Origin of the sequence: Actinomadura sp. DC4, assembly GCF_030406325.1 — a bacterium.
Taxonomy (GTDB): Bacteria; Actinomycetota; Actinomycetes; order Streptosporangiales; family Streptosporangiaceae; genus Actinoallomurus.
This window is the reverse complement of the sequence record NZ_JAUEQY010000025.1, coordinates 91,373-111,862: the sequence shown is the minus strand read 5'-3', so window position 1 is coordinate 111,862 and position 20,490 is coordinate 91,373. Positions and strand designations below refer to the sequence as shown.

The 20,490-nt window shown below is 73.8% G+C and carries 20 protein-coding genes; 8 read left to right on the top strand and 12 right to left on the bottom strand.

Annotated elements, in window-relative coordinates; all coding sequences use genetic code 11:
* The first annotated feature begins 3 nt into the window (after positions 1–3).
* The gene (locus QWU11_RS33790; protein ID WP_290118558.1) at positions 4–726 is read left to right on the top strand and encodes a hotdog domain-containing protein; all 723 of its coding nucleotides are present in this window, start codon (positions 4–6) and stop codon (positions 724–726) included.
* A gap of 6 nt (positions 727–732) precedes the next feature.
* On the opposite strand, the gene QWU11_RS33785 is transcribed toward QWU11_RS33790, so the two are convergent.
* Positions 733–1,356 (bottom strand): TetR/AcrR family transcriptional regulator, encoded by a 624-nt coding sequence (locus QWU11_RS33785; protein ID WP_290118557.1) that lies wholly within the window; start codon positions 1,354–1,356, stop codon positions 733–735.
* Between the two features lie 53 nt (positions 1,357–1,409).
* Positions 1,410–2,660, bottom strand: a complete 1,251-nt coding sequence (locus QWU11_RS33780) for a CoA transferase (RefSeq protein WP_290118556.1) — start codon at positions 2,658–2,660, stop codon at positions 1,410–1,412.
* 58 nt (positions 2,661–2,718) lie between these two features.
* Here QWU11_RS33780 and QWU11_RS33775 point away from each other — a divergent pair, with 58 nt between their 5' ends.
* The gene (locus QWU11_RS33775) at positions 2,719–4,113 is read left to right on the top strand and encodes an OB-fold domain-containing protein (protein ID WP_290118555.1); all 1,395 of its coding nucleotides are present in this window, start codon (positions 2,719–2,721) and stop codon (positions 4,111–4,113) included.
* A 1-nt stretch (position 4,114) separates the two neighbouring features.
* Complete coding sequence (locus QWU11_RS33770) at positions 4,115–5,305, top strand: acetyl-CoA acetyltransferase (RefSeq protein WP_290118554.1); 1,191 nt, start codon at positions 4,115–4,117, stop codon at positions 5,303–5,305.
* Between the two features lie 7 nt (positions 5,306–5,312).
* On the opposite strand, the gene QWU11_RS33765 is transcribed toward QWU11_RS33770, so the two are convergent.
* A complete protein-coding gene (locus QWU11_RS33765; RefSeq protein WP_290118553.1) occupies positions 5,313–6,038 on the bottom strand; it encodes a hypothetical protein in 726 nt (241 codons plus the stop codon).
* Positions 6,039–6,108: 70 nt separating this feature from the next.
* On the opposite strand from QWU11_RS33765, the gene QWU11_RS33760 reads away from it, so the two are divergent.
* Genes QWU11_RS33760 through QWU11_RS33750 form a run of 3 tightly spaced genes read left to right on the top strand, consistent with a single transcriptional unit; the run spans position 6,109 to position 9,161 of the window.
* Positions 6,109–6,921, top strand: coding sequence for an enoyl-CoA hydratase-related protein (locus tag QWU11_RS33760; protein WP_290118552.1), 813 nt, complete (start codon positions 6,109–6,111; stop codon positions 6,919–6,921).
* A 57-nt stretch (positions 6,922–6,978) separates the two neighbouring features.
* Entirely contained in the window at positions 6,979–8,178 is a 1,200-nt protein-coding gene (locus QWU11_RS33755; RefSeq protein ID WP_290118551.1) for an acyl-CoA dehydrogenase family protein, read from the top strand.
* Positions 8,169–9,161, top strand: coding sequence for an acyl-CoA dehydrogenase family protein (locus QWU11_RS33750; protein ID WP_290118550.1), 993 nt, complete (start codon positions 8,169–8,171; stop codon positions 9,159–9,161). The genes QWU11_RS33755 and QWU11_RS33750 overlap by 10 nt, the downstream gene beginning before the upstream one ends.
* 12 nt (positions 9,162–9,173) lie before the next feature.
* Here QWU11_RS33750 and QWU11_RS33745 read toward each other — a convergent pair whose 3' ends face one another.
* Together QWU11_RS33745 and QWU11_RS33740 are read right to left on the bottom strand one after the other, a co-directional pair.
* Positions 9,174–10,322, bottom strand: coding sequence for an NAD(P)-binding domain-containing protein (locus tag QWU11_RS33745; protein WP_290118549.1), 1,149 nt, complete (start codon positions 10,320–10,322; stop codon positions 9,174–9,176).
* 38 nt (positions 10,323–10,360) lie between these two features.
* A complete protein-coding gene (locus QWU11_RS33740; protein ID WP_290118548.1) occupies positions 10,361–10,972 on the bottom strand; it encodes a TetR/AcrR family transcriptional regulator in 612 nt (203 codons plus the stop codon).
* A gap of 81 nt (positions 10,973–11,053) precedes the next feature.
* Here QWU11_RS33740 and QWU11_RS33735 point away from each other — a divergent pair, with 81 nt between their 5' ends.
* Complete coding sequence (locus QWU11_RS33735) at positions 11,054–11,704, top strand: NAD(P)-binding domain-containing protein (RefSeq protein ID WP_290118547.1); 651 nt, start codon at positions 11,054–11,056, stop codon at positions 11,702–11,704.
* 31 nt (positions 11,705–11,735) lie between these two features.
* The gene (locus tag QWU11_RS33730; RefSeq protein ID WP_290118546.1) at positions 11,736–12,785 is read left to right on the top strand and encodes an LLM class flavin-dependent oxidoreductase; all 1,050 of its coding nucleotides are present in this window, start codon (positions 11,736–11,738) and stop codon (positions 12,783–12,785) included.
* Here QWU11_RS33730 and QWU11_RS33725 read toward each other — a convergent pair.
* The 7 genes from QWU11_RS33725 to QWU11_RS33695 form a co-directional block, all read right to left on the bottom strand.
* Complete coding sequence (locus QWU11_RS33725; RefSeq protein ID WP_290118545.1) at positions 12,782–14,278, bottom strand: class I adenylate-forming enzyme family protein; 1,497 nt, start codon at positions 14,276–14,278, stop codon at positions 12,782–12,784. The genes QWU11_RS33730 and QWU11_RS33725 overlap by 4 nt on opposite strands.
* A gap of 2 nt (positions 14,279–14,280) precedes the next feature.
* On the bottom strand, positions 14,281–15,249 hold the full coding sequence (locus QWU11_RS33720) for a DUF3068 domain-containing protein (protein WP_290118544.1): 969 nt from the start codon (positions 15,247–15,249) through the stop codon (positions 14,281–14,283).
* A 213-nt stretch (positions 15,250–15,462) separates the two neighbouring features.
* Positions 15,463–16,212: a TetR family transcriptional regulator gene (locus QWU11_RS33715; RefSeq protein ID WP_290118543.1), complete on the bottom strand. Its 750-nt coding sequence runs from the start codon at positions 16,210–16,212 to the stop codon at positions 15,463–15,465.
* 24 nt (positions 16,213–16,236) lie between these two features.
* Complete coding sequence (locus QWU11_RS33710) at positions 16,237–17,136, bottom strand: SDR family NAD(P)-dependent oxidoreductase (protein WP_290118542.1); 900 nt, start codon at positions 17,134–17,136, stop codon at positions 16,237–16,239.
* Positions 17,137–17,200: 64 nt separating this feature from the next.
* The gene (locus tag QWU11_RS33705) at positions 17,201–18,406 is read right to left on the bottom strand and encodes an amidohydrolase family protein (RefSeq protein ID WP_290118541.1); all 1,206 of its coding nucleotides are present in this window, start codon (positions 18,404–18,406) and stop codon (positions 17,201–17,203) included.
* Positions 18,407–18,429: 23 nt separating this feature from the next.
* Positions 18,430–19,179 carry an acetoacetate decarboxylase family protein gene (locus tag QWU11_RS33700; protein WP_290118540.1) on the bottom strand — a complete coding sequence of 250 codons (750 nt, stop codon included), beginning with the start codon at positions 19,177–19,179 and terminating at the stop codon, positions 18,430–18,432.
* A complete protein-coding gene (locus QWU11_RS33695) occupies positions 19,176–20,264 on the bottom strand; it encodes a Rieske 2Fe-2S domain-containing protein (RefSeq protein ID WP_290118539.1) in 1,089 nt (362 codons plus the stop codon). The genes QWU11_RS33700 and QWU11_RS33695 overlap by 4 nt, the downstream gene beginning before the upstream one ends.
* Positions 20,265–20,490: the final 226 nt, after the last annotated feature.

Here is a 20,490-nt window from a genome sequence, read left to right as displayed (position 1 = left end):
CAGGTGAGCGATATCCCGATCGGCGTTCCCGGCCCGTCCACCGACGGGAACGGCGATGAGGCGCCCCTCGCCCATCCCGCCCTGGCCGGGCGGGAGGGGGAGTCGGCCGCGCTCGCCGACGCCGTGCGCCGGCTGATCGAGCTGTGCGGCACCACGACGGCCTCCCCGGAGGCGACGATGGCCGCGGCCCATGGGTTGAACGCGATCTCCGACGCGCTGGAACGGCACGGGTCGGACATCCCGGAGACCCGGACGTTCGGCGCCGAACGGGACGGCCTGGTGCCGCGCGACCTGGCGCGCCACATGCCCTACGACGTCGTCGTCGGGCGGCACAACCCGCTCGCCGTGCCGCTGACCGCCTCCCTCGAACCGCCCAAGTCGATCCTGGAGGGGACGTTCACCGCGCCGTACGAGGGGCCGCCCGGCTGCGTGCACGGCGGCGTGCTGGCGGCCTCCTTCGACCTGGTGCTGGCGGCGGCCAACGTCGCCGGGGGCTACGCGGGCCCGACCGTACGGCTGGAGATCACCTACCGGCGGCCGACCGCTCTGCACGAGCCGTGCCGGTTCGAGGGCGAGGTCGCCGAGTTCGAGAACGGCCGGGTGCGGACGGTCGGCACGCTCACCCAGCGCGGCCGGGTCACCGTCGAGGCCACCGGGGAGTTCAAGGTGCTCGACCGGGAGGGCATCCTCCGCATGGCCCGGCGCGCGGCCCGGGTCACGGAGTGAGGGCGCCTACTCTCCAGCCACGACGAACGCGGCCTCGATCACCTCGTGGAGCCGCGCGAGGTCGCCCGCCGGCGCGTCCGCGGACAGCTCCACGGCCTGGAACGCGCTGACCAGCCCGGAGAACATCCGCGACAGCAGCGGGGGGTCTCCGGCGCGGAGCTCACCCGCCCGCCGGCCGCGCTCGAACAGGTCGGCCTGCATCTGCTGGGCGGTCTGGAAGTTGTGCAGGATCTGACTGTCGCCGTGCGGCTCGGACAGCGGCGGCGCGATCGAGCCGCCGCGCAGCACCAGCCGGCCGAACTCCGGAAAGCGGCGGAAGAAACCGACCTGCCAGTCGGCGAGGTCGAGCAGCTGCCGCCGCGGCGGCGCGTCGGTCGACAGCACCCCGCGCATGCCCGGCAGGAACTCCGCGGCCCGGCGCAGGAAGATCTCCCGGTAGATGTCGTCCTTGCCGGGGAAGAAGCCGTAGACGGCGCCGACCGAGAACTCCGCCAGCTCGGCGATCTCGCGTAGCGCCGCCTCGTGAAAGCCCTTACGGGCGAAGACCCGCTCGGCCGCGTCGAGGATCTGGTCCTTGCTCAGCGCCCGCCGGCGTTCGCGGCGTTGCTCGCGCAGACTGCGTTCGGTCATCGAGGACGAGTTTCTCTCCCTGGGGGCCGCCTCGAATCCTATCGTCCGGGCCTTCAGGCGATCACGCCGTCGGCCGTCAGCGCGTCGATCTCGCCGGGGGACAGGCCGAGCTCGGCGGTCAGGACCGCCGCGGTGTGCTCCCCGAGCCAGGGCGGCCGGTGCTCCTCGCGCGCCCCGCCGGCGCGGCGCGCGGAAGGCGCCGCGCTCATCTTCACCGGGTTGCCCGGGACCAGGACCGGTTGCGGTACGCCGTCGGTGCGCGGCACCTCGACGAGCATGTTCCGCGCGGCCACGTGCGGGTCCGCGACGACCTCCTCGTCGGACAGGCACGGGCCGGCGGCGATGCCGGCCGCGCCGAGCGCCCGGCAGGCCTCGACCTTGGTCAGCCCGGCCGCCCAGCCCTCCACGGCGGGCCGGATGACCGTTTCGAGATGGTCGACCCAGCCCTGCCGCGTGGCCAGGCGTGGGTCGGTCCGCCACTCCGGGCGCCCGATCAGGCCGGCGAGCCGGGCGAAGTGCGCCTCGCGGGCGACCTGCAGGACGAACCAGCCGTCCTCGGCGCGGAAGCCGTGCATGATCAGCGGGCCGAGGTCGCCGTTCCGCAGGCCCATGGACCAGAAGTTGGTGACGATGTCCGTCATGGCGATCATCGCGTCGAACATCGCGATGTCGACGTACTGGCCCCGGCCGGTGTGCTCCCGGTGGCGGAGCGCGGCGAGGATGCCGACGGTGGCGAACAGCGCCGCGCCGATGTCGCCGAGCGCGCCGACCGGGGCGACGGACGGCGCCCGATCGCCGGTGCGCTTCATCTCGTAGATGCCGGACATGGCCTCGACGATCGGGGCGAAGGCGGGCCACTCCTGGTACGGACCCGCGTCGAGGCCGCCGAACCCGGACACCGAGACGTAGACACCGGCCGGGTGGACCGCGGCGACGTCGTCGTAGCCGACGCCGAGCCGGGCCATCGTGCCGGGCCGGGAGTTCTCGGCGATCACGTCGAACCGGGGCGCGAGGCGGAGCACCAGGTCGCGGCCCCGCGGGTCCTTCAGGTCCACGCAGATGCTGCGTTTGCCCAGGTTGTTGCGCAGGAACGTGGCCCCGACGCGGCGGCCCGCCGGGTCCGTCATGGCGGGCAGCGAGGCGCGCCCCGAGTCGCCGCCCTTCGGCGGCTCGACCTTGACGACGTCGGCGCCGAGCCGGCCGAGCAGCTGGGTCGCGTAGGGGAGGGCCTGCATCTGCTCGAGCGCCAGGACACGGACGCCGTCGAGCGGCCCGGCCGGGGCGTCCGCCGTGTCGAACGTCATGACTGGAGTCCAATCGTAGGTTATATCTTTTATGCAATTTACAACTACGATGAGATGTATGCGCGGAATCCTGGGGTGGGGGAGCTATCTGCCGTACGGGCGGCTCGACCGCGCCGGGATCGGGCCCGTCGCCGGCGCCGGGGGCGGCACGGGATTCCGTACCGTCGCCTCCTACGACGAGGACACCACGACCATGGGCGTGGCGGCGGCGCGGCGCGCGCTGCGCGGGGCCGCATGCCCGCCGGGCGCCCTGTGGTTCGCCACGACCGACCCCGCGTACGCGGACCGCACGAACGCCGCCGCGCTGCACGCCGCGCTGCGCCTCGACCCGAGTGTCGCCGCGTACGACCTGGCCGGGGCGGTCCGCTCGGCCTCCGGCGCGCTGCGCGCGGGGCTCGCCGCCGCCGAGCCGTCCCTCGTCGTGGCCGCCGACCGGCGTACCGGAGCGCCGGGCGGCGCCGACGAGGCGGCCGGCGGCGACGGCGCGGCGGCGCTGCTCGTGGGGTCGGACGCGGACGGGCCGCTGCTCGCGGAGTCGCTGGGCTGGACCTCGCTCACCGAGGAGTTCCTCGACCGGTGGCGCGCCCCGGGGGAGGCGGCCTCGCACCTGTGGGAGGAGCGGTTCGGCGCCGGCCGGTACACCGGGCTCGGCATCGAGGCGCTCACGCTCGCGCTGGGCGCGGCCGGCCTCGGCCCGGAGGACGTGGGCACCCTCATCGTGGCCGGGCTCCACGGACGGGCGGCGGGCGCCGTCGCCGCGCGCTCCGGCGTCCCGCCCGCCCGGATCGCGGACCGGCTCGACGCGACCGTCGGCAACGTCGGGGCCGCCCAGCCCGCGCTCCTGCTGGCCGCGGCACTGGAGAGCGGCGGGGCGGACCGGATCGTCGTCCTGCTCACGCTCGCCGACGGCGCGGACGCGGCCGTCTTCCGTACGACCGGCGCACTCGCGGACCACGCGCCGCCCGCGGCCGAGCGGGTGCGCGCCCAGGCGGAGGCGGGCGGACCGGTGGGCTACGGCACCTACCTGCGGTGGCGGGGGCAGCTGCGGGTCGAGCCGCCACGGCGGCCGGCGCCCGCGCGGCCCTCCGCGTCGGCCGCCGCGCGGGGCCGCGACTGGAAGTACGGCCTCGTCGGGTCGCAGGAGGGCCGGACCGTACGGCTGCCGCCGTCGCCGCTGGACGAGGTCCACCGCCCGATGGCCGACGCCACCGGGACGATCGCGGCCTTCACCGTGGACCGGCTCGCCTACTCCCCGAGCCCGCCGGTGGTGTTCGCGGTCGTGGACTTCGACGGCGGCGGGCGGCTGCCGGTCGAGCTGACCGACGTCGAGGAGGACGAGGTGCGGGTGGGCGGCCGGGTCGAGATGACGTTCCGCCGGCTGTTCACCGCCGAGGGCGTGCACAACTACTTCTGGAAGGCCCGGCCGGTCCGCGCACCGGGAGAGGAGCGGTGAGGTGACCTCGAACGGGATCAAGGACCGCGTCGCGATCGTGGGCATGGGCTGCACGAGGTTCGGCGAGCACTGGGACAAGGGCGTCGACGAACTCCTCGTCGCGGCGGTGCACGAGGCGTACGGCTCGGCCGGGGTGGACCGGGAGCGGGTCGACGCCTACTGGCTCGGTACGGCGCAGTCCGGGATGAGCGGCCTGACCCTGTCCCGCCCGCTGCGGCTGCGGGACCGGCCCGTCACCCGGGTGGAGAACTTCTGCGCCACCGGCTCGGAGGCACTGCGCCAGGCCGCGTACGCCGTGGCGAGCGGCGCGTACGACGTCGCGATGGCGGTCGGCGTCGAGAAGGTGAAGGACTCGGGCTACCAGGGGCTCAACGCGTTCCCGATCCCCGGCGACGGGACGCAGCGCACGCTGACCGCCGCCGCGATGTTCTCGATGGTCGCCCCGGCCTACGGCCGCCGCTTCGGGGTGAGCGAGGAGGACATGCGCGCCGTGCTGTCCCGGATCGCGGCCAAGAACCACGCCAACGGGGCGCGCAACCCCCGGGCGCAGTTCCGCAAGGAGATGTCCGTCGAGCGGCTCAGCGCGATGCCGCCGGTGGCGGGCGGGCTCTCGGTCTATGACTGCGCGGGCGTCGCGGACGGGGCGGCGGCGGCCGTCGTCGTACGGGCCGAGGAGGCGCACCGGTACACGGACCGGCCGCTGCTGATCAAGGCGCTGTCCCTGGTGGCGGGCGACGGGTCGGGCCTGACCGACCCGGAGTATGACTACACGACGTTTCCCGAGGTCGCCGCGTCCGCCGCCGACGCGTACCGGCAGGCGGGCGTCGTCTCGCCCCGCGACGAGCTCGCGATGGCCGAGGTACACGACTGTTTCACGCCGACCGAGCTGGTGCTGATGGAGGACCTGGGCCTGGCCGACCGCGGGACCGCCTGGAAGCGGGTGCTGGCGGGCGACTTCGACCGGGAGGGCGAGCTGCCGGTCAACCCCGACGGTGGCCTGAAGTCCTTCGGGCACCCGACCGGGGCCTCGGGACTGCGCATGGTGTTCGAGGCGTGGCTGCAGCTCCGTGGCGAGGCGCCGCCGGAGCGCCGGATCTCCACGTACGGGTCGCGGTCCCTCGCGCTGACCCAGAACCTGGGCGGCTACCCGGGCGAGATGGTGAGCTTCGTCTCCGTCCTCGGCACGCGCTGAGGGGGGTTCAGTCCACCCAGTCGGTACGGTCATCGCGCGAGGGCTGGCGGCCGGTGCGCAGCGGCGACAGCGGGGAGTCGACGAGCAGGATGCGCTCGCGCCCGCGGACGAGCGCCGCGTCGCCGGGCATCGGGCCGCGCCCGCCGGCCGCCTCGCGCTCGACCGCCGCCCAGGCCTCCCAGGTCGGGATGCTCCAGAGCAGGACGCACTCGTCGTCGTCTCGCATCGCGGTCGACCACGCCCCGGCGAGCCGCCAGCCCGCGCGGCCGAGGACCCCGCGCGCCCCGTCCAGCGCCGTGTCGAGGAACCGGCGGGCGGTGCCGGGTGTGACCTTGACCAGCTCGTGAGCGTAGACCTCGCCGCCGGCCTGCTCGGCGCACAGCTCCTCGATGGTCAGCGTGTCCGGGTGGGGGACGATCAGGCGGTCGAAGCCGCCCGACCGCAGGTCCGCCGCCGCCGCCCACCACTTCTCCAGGGCGGGGTCCTGGAGCCGCGCGTTGCCGAGTTCGAGGCGGAAGGAGGCGGCCAGCCCGTCGAAGCCGTCCTCCTCCCAGATGTTCACGACCTGGGGCCAGTGCCCGGTGGAGCCGACGACGCCCCAGACGCCGTAGCAGAGCTGCTGCCGTGCCTCCTGCGCGATCGGGCTCCAGTTCGCGGCCATGTGGTGCATGTAGCGGGCGCGGTTCTGGCGGGTGATGGAGATGAACTCGTGGATGTAGACCTTCTCGTTCACGCGTCTCACCCTTCGCCGTGCGCGCTATTTGATGTTATATATTAAATCAATTGAAGGGCGGTGGTGTCCGGTGGCCGAGGAGTCCGGCGACCTCCGGTGGGAGGTCTCCTCGGACGGCGTCGCGTGGCTGACCCTCGACCGCCCGAGATCCGGCAACGCGATCACCGGCGACCAGCGCGAACGCATCATCGGCCTGCTCGGCCGGGCGAGCGGCGACCCGCGGATCCGGGTGGTCCTCCTCACCGGGGCCGGCGACCGGCACTTCTGCACGGGGGCCGACCTGAGCGCCACGCCCGCGCCGGAGGGCGTGCCCGAGCGGCCGGCCGGTTCGGTGGCACGGGCGATCGCGGGCGGGGCGCAGCGGCTCGTCGCGGCCGTCCTCGACTGCGAGAAGCCGGTGATCGCCGTGGTCAACGGCACCGCGGCCGGCATCGGCTGCCACCTGGCGTACGCGTGCGACCTCGTGCTGGCCGCCGAGCCGGTGAGGTTCATCGAGGTCTTCGTGCGGCGCGGCCTGGTCGTCGACGGCGGCGGCGCGTACCTCCTCGCCCGCCTGGTCGGCCCGCAGCGCGCCAAGGAACTGGTCTTCTTCGGCGAGGACCTGCCGGCGGCGGAGGCGTACCGCATGGGCCTGGTCAACCGGGTGGTCCCCGCGTCCGAGCTGCGCGCGACGGCGTCCGAGTGGGCGGCGCGGCTGGCCGCGGGTCCCACGGTGGCGCTCGGCCTGGGCAAGCGGCTGATCAACCGGTCGCTGGACGTCGACCGCTCCACCGCCCTCGTCGAGGAGGCGCAGGCGGCGGAGATCAACATGACCAGCGCGGACGGCCAGGAGGGCGTCCGCGCGTTCGTCGAGCGCCGCGAACCCGAGTTTCGCGGCTGGTGACGGGCCTATTCTGCGAACGCGCGCCGGCCGCGCGTTCACCGGACGCCGGGAGTCGATGTGGACCTGCGCTTGACCGCCCGCGAACTCGCCTTCCGCGACCGGCTGCGGGCCTGGCTCGCCGAGACGCTGCCCGCCCTGCCGCCCAAGCCGGGCCGTGACGACTGGCCCGCCCGCCGCCGCTACGACCTGGGGTGGCAGCGGACCGTCTTCGACGCCGGTTACGCCGGGATCGACTGGCCGGCCGAGTTCGGCGGCGCGGGCGCCTCGCCCGTCGAACAGCTGATCTTCCTGGAGGAGACCGCTCGGGCACGGGCACCGTACGTCGGCGCCGGCTTCGTCGGCCTGCTGCACGCCGGGCCCACCCTGATCGCCGAGGGCACCGGCGAGCAGCGCTCCCGTCACCTGCCCCGGATCCTGCGCGGGGAGGAGGTGTGGTGCCAGGGGTTCTCCGAGCCCGACGCGGGCTCCGACCTCGCCGCCCTGCGCACGACCGCCGTACGCGAGGGAGACCACTATGTTCTCAACGGCAGGAAGCTGTGGACCTCGCACGCGACCGTGGCCGACTACTGCGAGCTGCTGGTCCGTACCGACCCCGAGGCGCCCAGGCACAAGGGGATCACGTGGCTGATCCTGCCGATGGACACGCCGGGGGTGGAGATCCGGCCGCTCCGTACGGCCGTCGGCAGCGACGAGTTCGCCGAGCTGGTCCTGGACGGCGTACGGGTGCCGGTGTCCGCGCGGGTCGGCGCCGAGAACGACGGGTGGCGGGTGGCCATGGTGACCTTCTCCTTCGAGCGCGGCACCGCCTTCATCGGCGAGGTGGTCGACTCGATGGCGCTGCTGAAGGAGATCGCGGCCCTTGCGCGGACGACCCGCGGGCCGGACGGCCGGACCCTCTGGGACGACGCCGCGCTGCGCCGCGACGTCGGCCGGCTCAGCGCCGAGCTGACCGGCCTGTGGGCGCTCGTCCGCAAGAACGTCTCCGAGGCGTCGGCGGGCATGGTCCCGGTACGGGGCGCCTCGGTGTTCAAGCTGCGGTTCACCGAGAGCCGCCAGCGGATCGCGGACCTGGGCGCGCACGTGCTCGGCCGAGCCTCGCTGGCGATGAGCGACCTGCCCGGGACGTTCGCCGGCCGGATCGTCGAGGACCGGGTGAACACGCTCTCGTACACGATCGCCGCCGGGACCTCCCAGATCCAGCGGAACATCCTCGCCGAGCGCGTCCTCGGCATGCCGAAGGAGCCGCGATGGACCTGACGCTCGACGCCGACCAGCGCGACCTGCGGGCGGGCCTCCGGGACCACCTGGCGCGGGCCTGGAGCGCCGACCGGCTGCGCGCGGCGGCGGAGGCCCCCGCGTCCGTGGGCGACGGCTGGCGGGACCTGGCGAAGCTGGGCGTCTTCGCGCTGACCGTTCCCGAGGCGGCCGGCGGCGTGGGACGCGGTCTGGCCGACGCGGCCGTCGTCCTGGAGGAGCTCGGGCGCTCGCTCGTGCCCGGCCCGCTCGTGGCGACCCTCCTGACGGCCGCCCTGCCGGACGACCCGGTGTCCGGGGCAGCGGACGGCGGCGCGGTCGTCACGACGCTCGACACCGCCGATCCCGTGCCGGTCGTGGAGCACCTCGGCCTGGCGTCCCACGTCGTGATCGTGACCGACGACGGCCTGTTCCTGCTGCCGGCCGAACGGCTGGAGGCGGTGCCGGTCGCGACGCCCCTCGACCCGCTGAGCCCGGTCTGGCACGTGACCGGCCCGTTGACCGGTGAGGCGCGGGGCCGGCGGATCGGCCCGGCCGCCGCGGCCGCCCGCTGGCGGCTCCACGGCACGGCCCTCACCGCCGCGTTGCAGGTGGGGGTGGCGCAGGGCGGCCTCGACCTGGCCGCCGGCTACGCGAGAGAACGTGCGCAGTTCGGCCGGGCGATCGGCTCGTTCCAGGCGGTCAAGCACCTGCTGGCCGACTCGCTCGTACGGGTGGACCTGGCCCGCGCGGCGGTCCTGGTGGCGGCGCTGACGGTGGACGACCCGGCGGCCGGCGACCCGGACGAGGCGGTCTCGGCGGCGAAGGTCCTCGCCGACGACGCCGCGACGTCGGGCGGCCGTTCCTGCGTGCAGGTGCACGGGGGGATGGGTTTCACCTGGGAGGTCCTGGCCCACCTGTACCTGAAGCGCGCCTGGGTCCTGGAGACGTGCTTCGGCGGCCCGGACGAACACGCCCGCCGGCTCGCCGACGCGCTCTCCGCCTGACGGCCTGGGCGATCATTGCCGATCCTCGCCCACGGCGAGCAGGGTGGCCAGGCCGTTCGCCGCGTCACGGCCGGCACGGTTGGCGCCGACGGTGGACGCGGACGGTCCGTAACCGATCAGGTGCACGCGCGGCTCGGCGGCGACCGTCGTCCTGTCCATGATGACGCCGCCGCCGGGTGCGCGCAGCCCCAGCGGGGCGAGGTGGTCCAGCGCCGCGCGGAAGCCCGTCGCCCACAGGATCGCGTCCGCCGGCTGGAAGCCGCCGTCGGCGAGCCTCACCCCGTCGCGTTCGATCCGGGTGAACATCGGACGGCGCTCCAGCGCGCCGCGGGCCGCGGCGGCACGCAGCGCCGGCGTCCACACCAGGCCGGTGACGGACACGACACTGCCCGGCGGCAGCCCCTGGCGTACCCGTTCCTCCACGCGCGCCACGGCGGCGCGGCCGAGCTCCTCCCGGTCGAACGGCCCGTCGTTCCAGACCGGCGCGCGCCGGGTGAACCACGTCGTCGTGGCGACCTGGGAGATCTCGTCGAGTAGCTGCACGGCCGAGATGCCGCCGCCGACGACCAGTACGTGCCGGCCGGTGAACTCCCCGGCCGACACGTAGTCGGCCACGTGCAGCTGCCGCCCGGCGAACGCGAAACGCCCCGGGTAGTACGGCCAGAACGGCTTCGTCCAGGTCCCGGTCGCGTTGACGACCGCGCGTGCCGACCATGAGCCGTCGCTCGTCCGTACGAGCAGCCGGCCGCGCGGATCGTCGTCGACGCGTTCCACGGCGTGGACCTGGACCGGCCGCAGCACCGGTAGCTCGTGTCTCGCCTCGTAGCCGGCGAAGTACCTCGGCAGCGCGTCGGCGCTCGGCTCACAGGGGTCCGGCTGCGGCCGCGCCATGCCCGGCAGGTCGTAGATGCCGTTCACGGTCGCCATCCGCAGGGAACGCCAGCGATGCCGCCACGCGCCGCCGGGACCCGCCTCGCCGTCCAGGACCACGAATCCCCGGTTCGCGCCGTCGTCGAGGCCGGTCGCCGACACGAAGCCCCGGCGCCGCAGGTGGTACGCGGCCGAGAGACCGGCCTGCCCCGCGCCGATCACGACCACCCCGACCGGCCGGACGCGCGTGTCGGTGTCGGCCGGCCGGAGGTCAACGGAGCTTGAGGGCACGTCTCGGCAACGCCGCCGAGCCTTGGCGGCTTCCCGTCTCAGGGCCGGCAGATGCGCCGGACGAGGTCCTGCCAGCTGCGGGCCACGCGTTCCCCGGTCTCGGCGGCGGGCTCGGTGAGGTCGGACGACAGGTAGAGCAGAAGCGGGCCGTCCAGGGCGCCGGTGAGCTGGACGGCCAGGATGTCCGGATCGGGGGCGCCGAGGTCCAGCTGCCCGAGCAGCATCCGGATGTGCGTCTGGGAGATCGGGGTCTGCGATCCGGCGGGTACCGGCCGGTTGCCGTCCAGGGCGGCGCGGGCGATGTCGCGGTGCTCGATCAGGAAGCCGATCCGGGCCTGTCCGTAGGCGATGAGGCGGTCCAGCGGCGTGGCGCCGGGGCCCAGCGGTGGCGGCCCGCCGAGCACCTGTTCCTGAAAGGCGCGCTCGTCGTCGTCCAGCAGCGCCTGGAAGATCCCCGCGCGGGTGCGGAAGCGGCGGTACACCGTCCCCTTGCCCAGGCCGGCGCGTTCGGCCAGGTCGTCCATCGTCAGCCTGTCGGCGCCGTGCTCGGCGAGCATCTCGCGGGTCGTGGCCAGCAGAAGCAGCCGGTTGCGCGCGGCGTCGGCGCGCTCGGTGAGGGGCGTTCCCCTGCTGATGACGGGCCGGTCCACGAGGTCCACTCTACGGCCGGAATACGAAGCGGGGTAAAGTCCGTTTATGCTCGCTGTCGGCGGATGACAGGGAGAAGCGGCATGAGCGGGGAACCCGTGAAGATCACGGTGCTGGGGGCCGGGCATGTGGGCCCCGTGATCGCGCGGGTGGCGATCGAGGCCGGATACGAGGTGTCGATCGCGGCCTCCGGCGACCCGGAGAAGATCGCGCTCATCACCGGGGTGCTCGCGCCCGGCGCCGCGCCCCAGTGGGCGGCCGACGCGGTACGGGGCGCCGACCTCGTGGTGCTCGCGATCCCGCTGCACAGGTTCGCGGCGTTCGACCCGGCCCTGGTGGCCGGCCGGCTCGTCGTCGACACGATGAACTACTGGCCGCCCGTCGACGGTGTTCAGCCGATGTTCGAGGACCGCCGGTACGGCAGCAGCGAGATCGTCGCGCGACGGCTGGCCGGGGCGACGGTCGTCAAGACCTTCAACCACCTCGGCTACCACGAGCTCGACGCCGACCGCAGGCCGCCCGGCGCGCCGGACCGGCGCGCGCTCGGGGTCGCCGGCGACGACGCGGACGCGGTCGCGCGGGTCGCCGCGGTCATCGAGCGCATCGGCTACGACGCCGTACGGCTGGCGGGCCTGAGGTCCGGCCGCCTCCTCGGACCGGGCGGACCGGTGTTCGGGGCGGCCCTGGGCCGAGCCGATTTCGAGCAGGCCGTTCGTACCGCCGAGGCCGCCTGAACGGTCTCCGGCGACAGATCACAGGAGAGACATGACCACGACCGCGTTTCCGCTCGTACTCGGGCTGGACACCTTCGGCGACGCCACCGACGACGCCGAGGGCCGCCCGCTCTCGCACGCCCAGTCGATCCGCAATGTGGTCGAACAGGGCGTCCTCGCCGATCAGGCCGGTGCGGACTTCTTCGGGATCGGCGAGCACCACACTCCCGACATGCCCATGCCGGCCGGTGACGTGGTGCTCGCCGCGATCGCCGCCCGTACCTCCCGGATCCGGCTGGGCTCGGCCGTCACCGTGCTGAGCTCCGACGACCCGGTACGGGTGTTCCAGCGCTACTCCACCCTCGACGCCGTCTCCGGCGGCCGGGCCGAGGTGATCCTCGGCCGGGGGGCGAGCGTGGACTCCTTCCCGCTGTTCGGCCACGACCTCGCCGACTACGAGCAGCTCTTCGAGGAGAAGACCGAGCTGTTCGCCGAACTGGTCAAGGGCGGACCGGTCACCTGGCAGGGCAAGACCCGCGGGGCCCTGTACGAGCAGGACGTCGTGCCCTATCCGGAGTCCGGGGCGTTCCCGGTCTGGGTCGGCGTCGGCGGCAGCCCGCAGTCGGTGGTCCGCGCCGCCCGGCACGGCATGTCGCTGATGCTGGCCATCATCGGCGGCGATCCGGCGCGCTTCGCGCCGTTCTCTCAGCTGTACCGGCAGGCCCTGCAGCGCTTCGGCCACCAGGAGCGGCCGGTGGGCGTCCACGCGCCCGGCCACGTCGCCGCCACGGACGAACAGGCCCGCGAGGAGTTCTGGCCCTACTACCTGAAGGTGCTGCGCCACTACAGCGCCATCCGCGGTTTCGCCGTGCCGACCGAGGCGTCCTTCCAACGTGAGATCGGACCGCACGGCGCCCTGTACGTCGGCTCCCCGGAGACCGTCGCACGCAAGATCGCGGCCGGCCTCTCCGTGCTCGGCGCCACCCGGTTCGACCTCAAGTACGGCATCGGCGGCCTTCCGCACGAGAAGCTCATGACGGCCATCGAGCTGTACGGCACCCAGGTGATCCCCCGCGTCCGCGATCTCGTCGCCGCGCCCTAACCGGCGCGCGCCACCGCCCGCGCGGCGAGGGCGCGGAGTCTCGTCACGTCGACCTTGAAGGTCGCGTTGACCGGCAGGTCGTCGACGAAGACCACGACGTCGGGCCGCTTGTAGTCGGCGATGCGTTCGCCGCACCAGGCACGCAGTTCGTCGGCGGCCGGGCAGGAGGCGGACGCCGGTACGACGAAGGCCACGCCGATCTCGCCGATCACCGGGGCAGGGGTGCCCACGACGGCGGCGCGGGCCACCCCCGGATGGGCCAGCAGCGCCGCCTCCACCTCGGCGGGGTGGATGTTGTAGCCGCCGCGGATGTAGACGTCGTCGGCGCGGCCCACGACGGTCAGGTTGCCCGCCGCGTCCAGGGAGCCCAGGTCGTTCGTCGTGATCCAGCCGTCCGGTGACAGCGTCCGGGCGGTGCGTCCGGGGTCGTGCCAGTAGCCGCGCATCGCGCCCGGCGAGCGCAGGGCGACGCGACCGGTCGTCCCCGGGGCGACCGGCTCGCCCGCGGGGGAGCGGATCTCGGCCTCCACGCCGGCCAGCGGCCGGCCCACCGTCGTCGCCACGATCTCCGGCGGATCGCCGACCCCCGTGCCGAACGCCAGCGGCAGTTCGGTGCTGGCGTACCGTACGACGACCGGGCACCCCAGGCGCTCGCGCATCGCGGTGACCAGGGACGCCGGTACCCGGCTCGCGCCGGTGGCGACCAGGCGCAGCCGCGACAGGTCGGCGTCGGCGAGACGGTCGAGGCGGATGAGCTTCTCCCACTGGGCCGGCACGCCCTGGCCCACGGTCACCCGCTCCCGTACGAGGACGTCGAGCATCGCCTCGGCCGTCCAGACCGGAGGGGTGAGCACGAGCGCGGAGCGGTGGATGAGCTGGTCGTAGATCCGGGTCAGGTAACCCGCGTGCGCGAACGGGACCGGCATCAGCTTGCGGTCGTACGGGGCGCTGAGCGGCCCTAGGTTCTCGGCGATGAACCGGAGCGCCCGGTGGTCGAACCAGGCGCCCTTCGGCAGGCCGGTCGTGCCGGTGGTCCAGACGATGACGGCGGGCGCGTCGCATGGGACGGCGCGGACCCCCTCGACCGACGGGACCGCGCCGGGCGGGCCGGCCAGCTCCGCGGGCGTACGGGCCGTCCCGTCGAACGGCACCGCCTCCGGCGTGCCGGTGATGAGGACGGCGGGGCGGGCGCGGCCGAGGATGTGGCCGACCTCGGTGCGGCCGAGCCGCGGGTTGACGCCGGAGACCACCGCGCCCAGGCGCAGCGCGCCGAGGTGGCAGCAGGCGAAGTCGAAGCCCGAGGGCAGGTGGAGGGCCACCACGTCGCCGGGGCCGGCGCCGAGCTCGGCCAGGCCGCTCGCGACCCGCCCGGACTCCTCCCACCACCGGCCGAAGGTCAGGGTCCGGCCGGTCTCGACGAGCGCCGCCCCGTCGGCATGCGTGTCCAGGACCGCGGCGAACAGCTCCGCCATCGCCGCCGAACCCTCCGGCACGCTCACTCCGCCGGTACGGGCTCGGCGGCGGCCGGCCTCGCCCGGTCGGCGCGCCTTCCCTGGGCGCGGGTCAGCGCCCCGCAGGCGATGGACACCAGCCCGACGAGCACGCACACCAGGGGGATCACGAAGGTCACGACGCTGATGGAGCGGGCGCCGTCGTCGGCCTTGTCGAGCAGCTGCCGCTGGGACCTGGCGACCATGCGCAGGTCCAGGTCGGCGACGACGAGCCGGCCGCCGCCCGTACGCGAGCGCAGCGTGGAGAGCACCTTCTCCCGCTGGTTCAGCGGCGCTCCGGTGCGCGGGTCGATCCAGTAGGTCACGTCGGCCTGGTAGTAGCGGTCGGCGGTCACGGTCCCGGACTTCGCGCCGAGGCCGAGCAGCTCACCGGGGAGAGGGGGCACCGCGCCCACGACCCGGGTGTCGGGAACGTGCTGGACGAAACGGTACGCCCGTACCCCGTTGACCCGCTCCTCGCCGTCGTAGGCGATCGGCCACGTGCGCCTGGTCGGGAGGTCGAACAGCTGGTACGTCCGCTTCTTCACGTCGACCGGCCAGAACAGTCCGATGCCCGACTGCCGCACCTTGGGATCGCCCTGGACGGAGACGCCGCAGCAGTTGGTGAGCCGGGCGTCGCGCCGGTCGAAGGCGAGCCGTTGCCGCTGGACGTCCAGGCTCACGTTGTTCGCGGGATCCTCGATCGCGGTGAAGGAGTCCCAGACCGCGGTGCCGCCGTGGCTCGCGCGCGGGTCCCCGCGGACCGTGTTGGTCGCGGTGACGGTGGCGCCCGTACGGATCCGCAGGCTCGCGGCGTCGAAGTAGGCGGCGTTCTGGGCCTGGAGGGTCGTCACCTGGTAGGTGTCCGTCGGCGCCTGGATGACGCGGGGGGCCACGTAGTAGCGGATGAGAACGCCGCCGGCCAGGAGGAAGGCGCCGAATCCGATGAGGGTAAGGCCGATGACACGCCGCACAGCTGCCTCCTCGGGAGCCGGCGGCGATCAGGCTCGGGGCGACGTCGTCTCCCGTGGCCGAAGACGGCTCGGCACGGGAGGTCACGTCGGAGGCACCGAGTCACCCGGAGACCGCGGCGGACCCCTAATGACTATTTGATAAAAGATAATCTAGGGAAAGAATGTGACCTGGAACACGCTCTGTCCCAGTGAGCGGGAGTGGACGTGCGAGGGTCAGCCGGGGTCCTCGTGTCCCGTGGCGGTGCGCAGCAGTTCGGCGATCTCGGTCCAGGAGTCGCCGCGGCGCACCGCGATGCCGGCGAGGACCGTGTGGATGCGCCCGGCGAACGACGGCGGCCGGAACGACACCGACTGCTCGACGAGCCGGCTCAGCCGCGGAAGCTCCGCTCCCCTCCGGGCGACCAGCCGCCGGATCTCGACGTCGATCGGCCGGTCGTCCTCCCACGCCCTCCGGTCCCGGATCTCGGAGATCGCGGCGCCCAGGGCGCACTCGGAGACCAGGTCATAGGCCTCGAGCGCCTCACGCTCGGAGAACCCCTGCCGTACGCACAGCCCGAGCGCCGCGTCGACGTGGCCGGCCTGGACGTCCACGCCGACCGCTCCGTCGATGTACTGCTTGAGGAACTCCGCGTCGCCGACGAACGCCCGGTGGATGTAGTCGGCCCACTCGTAGAACCACACCGCCCAGTGCTGGCCGCGGTCGGTCGGCAGGGTCATCCGCAGCGCCGACTGCTCCGCCGCCAGCCGGAGCAGGTCATCGCGCCCGCTCACGTAGTGGTAGAGCCCCGGCACGCTGACGCCCAGCCGCTCGGCCACCGACCGGAGCGTGAGCTCCTCCAGCGGGATCTCGCCGGCGGCCCGCGCGATCGCCGCCCGGTCGATGCGCGGAGGACGGCCGGGCCCGCGCCCCCGGCCGGCGGCGCGGCCGGGGACGGAACGGGGCGATCCTCGGCCCTCGGCCACGGCTCTCCTCACGGGGACGGCGTTTCAGGCCAGGATGCCATGGGCGTCGGTCACCGTGGGGCTGCGGCCCTGCGCCAGCCGGCCGGCGCGCTCGTGCAGGGTGGCGACCGCCTCGTCCAGCCCCACCGTGATGCAGTAGGTGCCCTGGAGGATGCCGTCGAGCACCGCGCGGGCCAGCTCGTCGAGCGGCTGTACGGGCAGGTCCCAGCCCTTCTCGGCCGCCGTCGCCCGCAGCCCGGCCACCGTGACGGCCGGCGTCGGGCGCGGGCGCTCGCGGGCGAGCCGCTCCGGGCGGTTGCGGTCGGCGGTCCACAGGCCGGTGTCCAGCAGGCCGCCGGCCGGCAGGAACAGCGAGACCCCGATCGGCGCCCCGCTCTCGGCGAGCTGCGCGGCGAGGCACTCGGTCAGCGTCGCCACGGCCGCCTTGCTCGCGGCGTACACCGACGCGCCCGGCATCGGGTTGACGGCCCCGTCACCGGAGGAGGTGTTGACGATGTGACCGGGCTCGCCGCCCGCCAGCATGCGCGGCACGAACGACTGCAGGCCGTGGGCGACGCCGAACACGTTGACGCCGTGGACCCAGCGCCAGTCGTTCGGCGTGGTCTCCCACACCTTGGCCGAGGGCGCCCCGACGCCGGCGTTGTTGACGAGCACGTGCGCCGCGCCGAACCGCGCGTACACCGTCTCGGCCAGGGCCTCGACCGAGGCCGGGTCGCTGACGTCGGCCGGCACGCCGGCGACCGTGGCGCCGGTGGCGCCGGACAGCTCGTCGCACGTACGGGCCAGGGCCTCGCGCTCGACGTCCGCGATGACCACCGTGGCGCCCTCGCGGGCGAACTCCGCGGCAAGGGCGCGGCCGATGCCGGACGCGCCGCCGGTGACGACGGCGGTGCGCCCGGCGAAGCCGGTGAGCCGGCCGGTCATGCGCCCTCCTTCGTCGGGGCAGCGACCGGGCGGACCGTGCCTTCGATTCCCTCGCTGCGCTCGGTCATGTGCCGTGGATGTCGGTCACGGTCGGCCCGATCCGCGCGACGTGCGGCGCGAGGCTGTCCAGGTCGAACCCGTACACCCCCGCCGCGGTCAGGCCGAGGATGCGGCGGACGTCCTCCTGGGGGACGTCGCGGAAGCGTTCGGCGAGCCACGTACGCGTGTGCGGCCAGGTGCCCTCCGGGTGCGGGTAGTCGCTTCCCCACAGCAGGTTGCCGACGCCGATCAGGTGCCGCCGCTCGACCTCGACGTCACCCATCACCGAGGCGGCCATCCAGCAGTTGCGGTCGAAGTACTCGCTGGGGCGCATGGTCAGGCCGGAGCGGAACGCGGCCGGCCCGAACTTGCGGGTGGCGTGGTCGCCCTCCCACTTGGAGTCCATGCGGCTGATGATGTCGGGCGTCCACCACGCGCCGTTCTCGGCGATGACGTACTTCAGCGAGGGATGGCGCTCGAAGACGCCGCCGAGGATGAGCGCCCACAGCGGGCGCGCCGCCCACCAGTACGCCTCGGTGGTGTAGATGGCGATCAGGCCGGGCGTGTAGCCGTAGTCGTCCGGGTCGGGGCCGACGCCGGAGTGGGTGTGCAGGGGCAGGCCCGTGGCCGCCGCGGCCGCCCACACCGGGTCGTACACCGGGTCGTTGTAGGAGGGCAGCCGTCCCCACTTGGTCGGGATCATGATGCCGCCCCGCAGGTCGTGTTCGGCGCTCCACTCGATGAGCCTCACGGCGGCGGACACGTCGTGCATCGGCACGAGCGCGACCCCGGCCCGGCGCTCCGGGCTGTTCGCGCAGAAGTCGACGAGCCAGCGGTTGTGCGCCCACGCCCCGGCCAGGGTCAGCTCCGGGTCGTCGTCGCCGGTCGAGCCGAGCCCGGCGGTGAACGGGGTCTTGGCGACGCCGCCCACGCCCGCCGAGTCCGCGTCCGGGAAGACGACCTCGGCGGCCACGCCGTCGTGGTCCATCTCCTTGTCGCGTACGACCGGGTCCCAGGCGCCGCGCATCCCGCCGTGCTCGCCGATCTCCTTGTCCCACTCGTCCAGGAAGCGCCGGGTGTCGTCGGTCTCGGCGAGCTGCCGCATCGCCTCCGCCTCGGTCTGCGCCTCGTCGAACGCCGGCCGGTACCTGCTCTCGATGTAGTCCCGGTACTGCTCGGCGGGCGGCCCCGCGTGGCTGTCGGTGGAGATCAGGACATAGCGCTCGCTCATGGCGAACCTCCTTCGTACGTGCGTCAGTGATAGCGGGCGGCGGCGAACGGCGCGAAGGCGACGGGGTCGACCGGGCCGACGACCTTGGGGGTGTTCTCGCTGGAGCGCCGGACCCACTGGATCGACACCGTCTCCCGTACGGGGAGGTCGACGACCGGGCAGGAGGCCAGCTCCCGCAGCGTCAGCTCGCCCTCGACGCGCTCCACCGACTCGGGGCGGCGCGTCTGCTCCAGCCGTACGAGCAGCGGGTCGCCGTCGAAACCGGGCCCCTCGGCGGCCGGCATGAACTTGAACCAGAACTGCCGGGCGGGGTACGGCTCGGGGGTCGGCAGAGTCCCGGCGACGCGGCCGGTGATCTCGATGAACGTCACGCCCTGCCGGGTGACGCGCCCCGCGACGCGGTCGCCGTAGCGGTCGAGGCTGATCTCGGCGAGCTTCTTCGGCTCGCCGAACCGCTCACGGCTGACGGCGATCGCGGGTTCCATGTCGATCGGGATCAGCAGGGGATACTCGCCGGGCTCGCCGTCGAGGACCGCGTCCACCGCGAAGTAGCCCACGAGCTCCTTGTGCCGGTACTCGCCGAAGGTCAGGTCGATGTCGGTGATCCGTACGTGCACCCTCGGCTCGGGCGGCGCGCTCAGCGGCGGCGGCAGCACCTCCGCGAGGGTCTCGGGGTCGGTGAGGTAGACGACCTCCAGAGCGGGCAGGGGGGGCACCGAGTTGGTCAGGCCGGTCCCGGCCGTGGGCTCGCGGACCCAGCGCGTACGGCTCATCGCGTCGTCTCCTCGGAGTAGAACTGGCGGGACCAGCGGCGGTGCTCGCTGATGTCCTTCTCCATCGGGCGCAGTACGGGATGGTCGCGGTAGACCTTGTTCTCCCAGATGGGGATGTCCTGGCTGACGCCGGCGCAGAAGGTCTCCGCGGCGTTCTCGGCGGCGCCGTCCCCGAGCTCACGCGGCGAAGTGAAGATCCACCGGACGTGGACGTGGTCCCGGTCGATGGGGGTCGTACTCGAGACGAAGGTCGTCCAGCCCTTCAGCCGCAGGACGCCGAGCCCGAGCCCGAAGCCCTCCCGGACGAAGTCGCCTCCGGCGCCGACCGCGCGCTTGTAGGCGCCGTCCACGTGGAACTCCTCCTCGGGGATCGCGTCCGTGCCGTGGACGTACCGGAAGTGGGCGCGGTCGACGTTGTTCTCGGCCATCTCCTGGCAGCAGGTGGCGATCTCGAAGTCCCGCGCCACGATCGGCGACCATCCGGGGTCGTCGAACTCGGGCACCTCGGGCACGTCGTAGAACGGCGGCGCGCCTTCCAGGTGGTGCCAGACCCAGACCATCCGGTTGCGCTCGACGGTGGGGTAGGACCGGATCGTGGCGCGCTGGGGGATGTGGTCGGTGTCGTCGTAGGGCACGTCGACGCACCGGCCGCTGCCGCCGTCGAAGGTCCAGCCGTGGAAGGGGCAGCGGATGCAGGCGTCCTCGACCTGCCCGCCCACCGCGAGGTGCGCCCCCAGGTGGGGGCAGTGCGCGTCGAGGACGTACGGTCGGCCGTCGGCGCCGCGGAAGAGCACGAGTTCGCGCTCGAAGTAATAGAGCGGGTGCACCTCGCCGATCTGCAGGTCGTCCGCGGCGGACACGATGAACCAGCCGTTGGGCACGGGGAACGGGAACCGCCCTCGTGGTTCGCGGATGATCCGGGGCCGGCGGGAGGGGTCGGTCAGCAGGGCGCTGTCGCGCGGCATGGGCAGCCCGGGGAGCGTGCGGCCGGGCGGGGGAGCGGCTTGTACGGGGGCGAGCGGCCCGAGGGGCTGAACGGGATCCGCGGGTGCGGCGCGAGGCTCGTCGACGTCGGGGGTGGCCACCGCGGCCTCCAATTTGAGACGAATTTCCGAAATCACTTCAGAAATAACATCGCCAGCTCACCGGGTCAACGCCGAGGCCGGATCCGGCGACGAAAGAGACGCATCCGGCGTCGGGCCACGGCCGGTGAGGCGAGAGCGCGTTCGCCCGCCGGCCGGCCGAACGTGAGGCGGGGCCGACGCTCAGAGGCCGGCCGCCTGCGGAGCCCGCTGCCGTCCGGGCGTTCTC

Excerpts from the sequence above, each read along its gene's own strand:
- QWU11_RS33700 (WP_290118540.1), bottom strand. The coding sequence starts at position 19,179 with ATGAGCCGTACGCGCTGGGTCCGCGAGCCCACGGCCGGGACCGGCCTG.
- QWU11_RS33705 (WP_290118541.1), bottom strand. The coding sequence starts at position 18,406 with ATGAGCGAGCGCTATGTCCTGATCTCCACCGACAGCCACGCGGGGCCG.
- QWU11_RS33785 (WP_290118557.1), bottom strand. The coding sequence starts at position 1,356 with ATGACCGAACGCAGTCTGCGCGAGCAACGCCGCGAACGCCGGCGGGCG.
- QWU11_RS33735 (WP_290118547.1), top strand. The coding sequence starts at position 11,054 with ATGAGCGGGGAACCCGTGAAGATCACGGTGCTGGGGGCCGGGCATGTG.
- QWU11_RS33750 (WP_290118550.1), top strand. The coding sequence starts at position 8,169 with ATGGACCTGACGCTCGACGCCGACCAGCGCGACCTGCGGGCGGGCCTC.
- QWU11_RS33730 (WP_290118546.1), top strand. The coding sequence starts at position 11,736 with ATGACCACGACCGCGTTTCCGCTCGTACTCGGGCTGGACACCTTCGGC.
- QWU11_RS33780 (WP_290118556.1), bottom strand. The coding sequence starts at position 2,660 with ATGACGTTCGACACGGCGGACGCCCCGGCCGGGCCGCTCGACGGCGTC.
- QWU11_RS33710 (WP_290118542.1), bottom strand. The coding sequence starts at position 17,136 with ATGACCGGCCGGCTCACCGGCTTCGCCGGGCGCACCGCCGTCGTCACC.
- QWU11_RS33775 (WP_290118555.1), top strand. The coding sequence starts at position 2,719 with ATGCGCGGAATCCTGGGGTGGGGGAGCTATCTGCCGTACGGGCGGCTC.